Genomic DNA, 7591 nt, shown 5'->3' with positions numbered 1-7591 from the left:
TCCCAGACCCATTCGCCATCCTCTATCAGAACGATATCGGCGCCTTCTCCGACAGCCCACGCAAGCCCGGCCTCAATGGGAATCAGGAAGGGTGGTTCGGCGGCAAAGTCATAATCGACGTGTATGCTCTCTATGCCCGGGGCCACGCCACTCATCGCGTGCAGCCCGACCCAGCCTCCACCGAATATCCCGGATACCTGGGTGCCATGTCCCCATGCGTCTGTCTCGGAGTCGAGCAGGTCTATACCCCGCCTGTGAATGCTGCCGTCCTTGTTATAGATCGCTCTGATCCGCGTCTGCCCCAATGCAAGAAGAGTCTCTCCGGGGTCAAGATATCCGTTGTCGTTAGCGTCATCCGTGAGGAATATCCGCTCTCCATAACAGGGATCGTTCTCGCCGAACGTAGGCGGCCCGTAGTCTCGTGTACCGCTGCTGTTAGCGTCATTATATAGAAAATCCAGATTGGTGTCGTATTCGGAGCCGTTATTTCCGTAAGTGCTCGTTCCAGCGCTTTCACGCCAGAGGAGTGCCTCCCCCGCGTCCGATAAGCCGTTGTCGTCGAGGTCGACAGCGTCTCCGGCGGTGAGGGTCCCGCTCATATCGACATCCAGCCAGTCGAAAGTCTCGCCGCTGAGCTTAAAGAAGTTGGAATGCAGGTAGTTAACGCCTGTATCGATGTCGCAGATAATGACGCCCTTGCCCGACAGTGTCCCTCCTTCGGGGGCGGCGACCAGCCAGGCAAGATCTGCTTCCACCTGCGGCCTGCTTTCTGCCAGCGGTGGCGTCCGGCGCCTGCGCGCGCTCTCGATGGAGACAAGAAAATCAAGGTTCTTAAGCCTGTCGATGACACCGAATGGGATCTTCGCTGGAAAGATCGTCCGGCTTCCGACACGCCCCTGTCCGTAATCAAAGAATTCGACGCCAAGGTCGTTCAGGATCTGGAATTCCTGGCCGCCCGGCTTTTCCGTGAAGCGCAGCGAACCCATGAAAAAAGACGATTCCCCCACGCCTTTGTCCGTCGCCCAGGCGATCCGTCCATCTACGTGGACTTCCGCCGACACCTGCCCAGCGAACAGAAGAATCATTATCGAGATAAAGACGTGATATTTATACATAGCGGCCTTTCGTTCCCGGCTGGTATCTGGTGGGGATTCCTGCTTGACGGGTTCCAGACTGCTATTATATCACAGAAACAGTCATTGTTAAAGGCATACGGCATATTACTTTTGACAATAATCGGATATAGAATATACTCAGGCTGCCGGAGGAACGAAGACGAGAACAAAGGAGGCATGTCATGATGATAGATGGAAAGACGAGGATCGATGATCTTCTGGACCGCTATCCGTTTCTTGAGGAATATCTACCCACCTTATGTGACCAATACAAGCTTCTTAAGAACAAACTCGTGAGAAAGACCGTCGGCAAGTTCGCCGATATTGAGAAGGTCGCGGAGATCGGAGGGTTCGAATCGGCGGAACTTCTCGAGAAGATAGGAGCCAGAATAAAGAAGGAAAGTGGCGAAGAAGTGGTTATGCCGCCGCCTCGCGGGAGTGACGGTCCCGCGGGCAAAGACAGGCATGGCGTGATCAAGGACATAATCCGCAGACTTCACGATGGTGAGAGTGTCGATTCGCTGAAATCGGAATTCTCATCGATACTTGATGATATCGGAGCTCACGAACTCACCCAGGTCGAGCAGGAATTGATCGAGGGCGGTATGCCTGTGGAGGAAGTGCAGCGGATGTGCAATCTTCACTCGAGCATTTTCAGTGACGGCTTACGAGACCAAAGCATCCCCGGCGTTCCGGCAGGACATCCGGTACAGACGATGTTGCGGGAAAACAGGGAGCTGGAAAAACGTGTGTCCTTGATACTGCGGGATCTCAACGCTCCGGACATGGCTGCCAGACTTGCCGATCTGAAAACGATAGATCTTCACTACGTCAGAAAAGAGAATCAGCTTTTTCCACTGCTCGAAAAACATGAGATAACAGGCCCCTCGAGCGTGATGTGGGGCAAACATGACGAGATAAGGAATCTTTTCAGAAAGGCTGAAAGCGAGGAGCCGATAAGTGAGGATACTCTCAGGACCCTGACTCTTGAAGTGACCGAGATGATAACGAAAGAGGAGAAAATCCTGATCCCGATGGCGCTCGAGGTCCTCAGCGATGAAGAATGGAAGAGAGTCGGTGAGGGGCAGGACGAGCTGGGTTACTGCTGGATCGAGCCCGACGGGGAGTGGGAGCCACAGGTCAAAACCGTCGACGCCAGGCACGATCACCCTGTCACGGGAGATATCAATCTTGATGTCGGCCATATGACACCGGAGCTTCTGAACCTTATGCTGTGCCATCTCCCAATCGAGATGTCCCTGGTGGACGAGAACGACGAAGTCGTCTATTACAGCCAGACGAAAGAACGCATTTTCCCCAGAACTCCTGCGGTGATCGGGCGAAAGGTGCAGAACTGCCATCCCCGGACGAGTCTTGATGTCGTTGACAGGATCCTCAAAGCTTTCAAAAGCGGGGAAAAAGATGAGGCCGAATTCTGGCTGCAGATGAAAGGGATGTTCATAAATATCCGCTATTTTGCAGTACGAGATAAAGATGGCACCTATCGAGGTTGCCTCGAGGTCACTCAGGAAGTGTCTCACATTCGAAGCCTTGAGGGTGACCGAAGACTGCTGAACTGGACGTAGTGGCCGAAGGTATGAAAGGAGAGTTCTAGCGGAGAAGAACCATCTTTCTGGTCCGGGTCATCCCGCCGTATGACAATCGACAGAAATAGACCCCTGAACTCATATTATTGCCGGAGCTGTTATTTCCGTCCCATTCGACTGAGTGGATTCCGGCTGGCCTGAATCCGTTTTCCAGCACAACGACTCGGTGACCTGCCACGTCGAAGATCTCTATCCGGGCATTGCCATCGTCTGGTTGGCTCCATAACAGGATGGTCGAGGGATTGAACGGATTAGGCCAGTTCTGATAAAGAGAAAATCCCACATCAGGAATTCCGATTTCATTTGTCATTAGAAAATTAAATCGTTCATCTTCCAGAATGTAGTCTATTTTGTAGACGTAAGATCTGCCAGGTTCAGTTGACGGATCAATGTACGAGATAGAAAGGGTTTCATTCGACAGGCCCTCGGCCGGAAGTTCCGAGAAGGCGTCTTGTGACGCTTCCGATCTGCTTACAACAAATTTCAGGTCGTCTATGGTTCTGGACAGTTGCCAGGATATCTCTACTTCGCCTCTGTCATAATCGAGAGAATGAATTGCGATTTCCGGATCCTTTATCTCAATACGGAACCTGTTTCCTTCAGGGGCGCTGTTTCCCTCCATGTCCGTAAGGCGTGGTAATCTTAGATAGTGTATTATTCCCTCGTCAAGGGGCACATACAGTTGACCGAACACAGTGAGACTGTCGTTCATCCAGAAAACCTCTTTGAAAAGGTGGAACCCGTTTGGTCGGTCAGCATCGTAGAAAATATAGTCATTCGCACTATTACAGTCTACTACATACTCGTTAAAAGTGAGCTTGAAGTGAGGGGGGATGCTGGTCTTCATGTATTCGATGTCAACGAGATAAGGAGCGCTGTTATCAGGCCTTTGTACGATATCTGTGATCCCTGCAATAGTGATGCTGTTTTCCCTGGCGTCAGATACTCCTGAAGCAAAAATAGAATAGGGGGTGTCTTCATCAAGTGAATAGGCGAGAGCGAGCTTGACCCTGTCAAATTGAAGCATTTCAACATAAATGATCGGCACGGTCGTTTCCGGATTACCAGATTCGAATATCCGGTAATTGCCTGGATCTGTGGAACTCAGTGTATCGAGTGGTTCGTCGAACAGTGACGTCACGTGGTCTGGATCGAAAGCGACAACAGAGAGAAATTCCGGAGGAACTTTGTCGATGGCCCGGAACGCAATGGATGGATAATTCACGATGACATTTCCAGCAAGATCGGTCATTCCCCACATTTGCAGAGAGTAGACGGTCTTCTGTTTTAACTGGTTTCTAAGAGATACCCTTATCGAAGAAGAGGCAGAAAGATATTCGGCTTTTTCTATCGAGTGACCACTTCCGTCACAATATATAGCAAAGTGAAGCCGATCCTCTGCCGTTTCCGGGATCAATGGTTCAGAGAACCGGACGATGAGTGTCCAGTCGCTGAGCACTTCCAATCCAGTGATCTCCGGCGGCATTATGTCAAAATTCAAATCGACATCGATTGACGACCAGGGCGGGATCTCGTTTCCTGCTTTATCCCTGACTCTATTCACGAAAAGTGTATATGATTCGTCGCCACGCATCGCCCTTTCGAGGGTGAGCAGGACACGGGTAGGGTCTCTGCTTTCTACGACCACGCGACTTATATCCATGCTGTTAGCTTGATTGTTGCTGTTGACGACAAAGTAGTTGGTTGGAATATCAGCATCGAGTGCAATAATCTCTTCGTCGAATGTCAATCTCATGTGCGTCAAATCGGGCACTGTCAATTCTGCGAGCACCGGTGGCTCGGAGTCGTTCACGCACGGCCCGTTTATCCCGATGCCTGGATTGACGAATACAGGTTCGAGTGGAAAGCTGTCATCGCAGTTAGCGAATTGAATGTCACCGGTCTCGCCGTGCCCGACCACCAGCAACTCGGATGGTGTGGAGCTTTGAGCGATTGCATTGACCCGGTGCGTATAAACCCAGTCATTTTGGCATTCAAGAAAACACACACCCAAGCCATCGGCCAGATCTCCCAAAGTGAGCGAGACACCTTCGTTTTCCACGATATTCGAAATTACGATCTCTGATGGGATCGAGACGGCGAACTCAGCACACATCAGGCCGTTTTCAGAGGGAAGGCAGAAGATGTAAAACGAGAAAGCCTGACCACTCACTCCAGGATCAAGGTTGCAGGAAGTCCTCGATTCATCGATATATAATCCGATGTAACCGGTAGGCGGAAGCTGGGCAGAAGCGGCCGTCGATAGACATACGAACATCAGTATCAGCAGAGATACTGTATTATTAATTCGAAACATATAATCCCACTTTTAGCTATATTACTTTACGTACTCCCAACTGAATAGCTTGTCAGATATAATGATTCCTCGATACTATTCTATCACAGAGGCATTCGTTGTCAAGGGTACTTAACCCCGTGCTGGTGGGCTGGTCAGATGCCTGGCAGAGCTACGCTAATATTATAGCTACAGATTACACACCCAAAACACCTGTGCCGCCAACCATTTATTCTCAAACAAATCAAAGGGATAGGGGATTAGGTGGTAAGAGCTGGTGGCCTTATTATGTCCAGGGAGCATGCGGGGGCACTGGGAGGGCACCATTTTTTGATGAGGCAGATAGTGGTGGAGATGGAATGACACTGGTGAGTAAGTGCAAGTATTGTAAGGCGGATGGGATAAATGGGAGTGATAGGATTGTCTTGTGTTACTTTCCGCCATCGTCTTGATAGAGGTGTTTCAATCTTCCTAGGCTTGATGGACCGGTCGAAATAGTACCGCAAGGGAGATCTGGTACTTCAGCGGCGAAGCCGCATGAGTTATCCATATTGAAATGAAGCGTCTCACGAAGGACAGCGTTCCACTCCCTCGTTACAGGAGGATAGTCTGAATAGAAGTAAAAGATCAGATAATAGCCTGGATCGGATATGCCAGAGCTGTGAAATATTCTCAATACATCGCTACCAGAGAAAGTCGAATCGGCGCATACGATCTCTGCCGAATATCCTGCTTCGATAGAATCCTCCCAATTGAATATATGGCTGAACTCGTCACAAATACAATTGGGATAAAGCTGGCTCAGCGGAAACAATATCTCGAAACTGGGGATGAGTTCAGGATTACAAGGATGAACTTCCCAGTTGATAGTCCATTCATATCGCCAGGCGCCTTTTTCCGGACATTCCAGGTTTTCATTTGCCCGTATGGCACAATCGAAAATGTAAACCCGGGGGACTTCCGTAACTACTACATGGACTGATGTGGTGCACGAGGCGTGTTGACCCACACAATCATAGACATGGAATGCCAGGGAGTATGTACCGGTATCAGCAAAAGAGGTCTGCAGTATATCGCAAATATCTCCCTCTGGGTCCAGATTACAATCGATTCCCTCCCAATAGCAGTAGGCGGGTTCCTTCGCACTATAAGTTACAAAAATATCAATCTTATCGCATTGCACGGCTTCGTAGAATCCACTACAATTTGCGGTCGGTGGGGGAAAAGGATAAACCTGGGCAGGTATCTGTGCCGGTTTAAGACAGAAGACAATGATCAACGATAGCTTGATGAGCGCTTTCATGAACTGCTTTCCCTGATACAATCCGGGCTGGTCGACCTGGGCTTGATTTAGAATGGTATTAGAATCCCCTATAGGAATAGTATATCCACAATTTCCAGTTATGCAACTTCACACGCAGTGGGTCACTGGTTCGAGTCCAGTATTGCCCACCACTTTTCATCATTCGGGGGCAAGAGCCTATCTTTGACCCCTACCCCCGATGAGCCGTATAAATAAAGAGCCCGAGAGCCGCGCTGAATGGACAAAGCCCGGAAGATGTGATGATGGGAAAGAGTCTCGGAACATTCGGTGCGGCTCGTTTTACGTCCTCACTACCTTTTTATTTCCGCAGCCCCATGTTACACGATCGCCCGTACTCCATCTGTTAATTAATCGACAAGTGCCCGGGATTCGAGTATAATATCAATGCGGTCGGCCGGAATATCAGACAGGGGAATTTCAGATGAAAACGAGGTTTAAGCTATTCGCGGTGATAGTATTTCTCACCCCGGTCATCTCAGGTAATGGCTACGCCCACTGGCCCTGGGACGGAGTAAGGGTCTGCACGTATGAGAGCTCACAGGCCGGCCAGAGAATGATTCCTGACGGATGCGGTGGCGCGTTTATCACCTTTCAGGACAGTCGTAGCGGAAACTACGATATCTATGCTCAAAGGATCGATTCGACCGGCGCTCTTCTGTGGGACCCCGAAGGCGTGGTGGTATCATCGCACTCCAGCTCGGATAACAATCCACGGATCGTCTCCGACGGTGCCGGCGGAATCGTTATCGTATGGGGGTGGGTACAACTGTTCGCCCAGAGACTCGATGCCGGTGGTAATATCCTTTGGACAGCGAATGGCGTGCCGATCGGTTCGATTCCCGGTACCGAGAGGGATGCCAGGGTAACATCTGATGAAATGGACCGGACGATCATCGTATGGTCGGTTATGGCGGATGGCGACCAGGATATCTACGCTCAGAAACTCGATGCCGACGGAACGTCTCTTTGGGCGGCGGCAGGTGTGCCTGTCTGCACCCACGCCAGTTACTCGTGGTATCCCGATATCGCGCACGACGGGGAGGGAGGCGCCATCATCATCTGGCAGGACTACCGCCCCATAACTTACAACGTCTACGCTCAACGGATCGACTCTCTGGGAGTGGCCCAGTGGACCACCGACGGGATCCCCGTATGCGCACAGTCCGAATATCAGGGTAAATACGAGATAGCACCAGACGGATCGGGAGGCGCTGTCATAGCCTGGCAGTGCCGCCCCGGTCCCTCCGGC

Annotated in this window: 5 protein-coding genes; 2 read left to right on the top strand and 3 right to left on the bottom strand. The window is 50.8% G+C overall.

Going from position 1 to position 7591, the window contains the following annotated elements; all coding sequences use genetic code 11:
* The coding region (locus tag KOO63_14760; GenBank protein ID MBU8923077.1) for a S8 family serine peptidase at positions 1–1115 on the bottom strand (1115 nt) is incomplete at its 3' end.
* A 182-nt stretch (positions 1116–1297) separates the two neighbouring features.
* Here KOO63_14760 and KOO63_14755 point away from each other — a divergent pair.
* On the top strand, positions 1298–2701 hold the full coding sequence (locus KOO63_14755; protein ID MBU8923076.1) for a DUF438 domain-containing protein: 1404 nt from the start codon (positions 1298–1300) through the stop codon (positions 2699–2701).
* Between the two features lie 25 nt (positions 2702–2726).
* Here the strand turns inward: KOO63_14755 and KOO63_14750 are convergent, their stop codons facing one another.
* Both KOO63_14750 and KOO63_14745 read right to left on the bottom strand, forming a co-directional pair.
* Complete coding sequence (locus KOO63_14750; protein MBU8923075.1) at positions 2727–5039, bottom strand: T9SS type A sorting domain-containing protein; 2313 nt, start codon at positions 5037–5039, stop codon at positions 2727–2729.
* Between the two features lie 409 nt (positions 5040–5448).
* On the bottom strand, positions 5449–6321 hold the full coding sequence (locus tag KOO63_14745; GenBank protein MBU8923074.1) for a hypothetical protein: 873 nt from the start codon (positions 6319–6321) through the stop codon (positions 5449–5451).
* 442 nt (positions 6322–6763) lie between these two features.
* Here KOO63_14745 and KOO63_14740 point away from each other — a divergent pair.
* A partial coding sequence (locus KOO63_14740) for a hypothetical protein (protein ID MBU8923073.1) occupies positions 6764–7591 on the top strand: 828 nt, incomplete at its 3' end.

It is taken from the genome of Candidatus Latescibacterota bacterium (assembly GCA_019038625.1).
Taxonomy (GTDB): domain Bacteria; phylum Krumholzibacteriota; class Krumholzibacteriia; order Krumholzibacteriales; family Krumholzibacteriaceae; genus JAGLYV01.
Note: the sequence above shows the minus strand (reverse complement) of the source record. Positions and strands in the feature narration are given on the sequence as shown.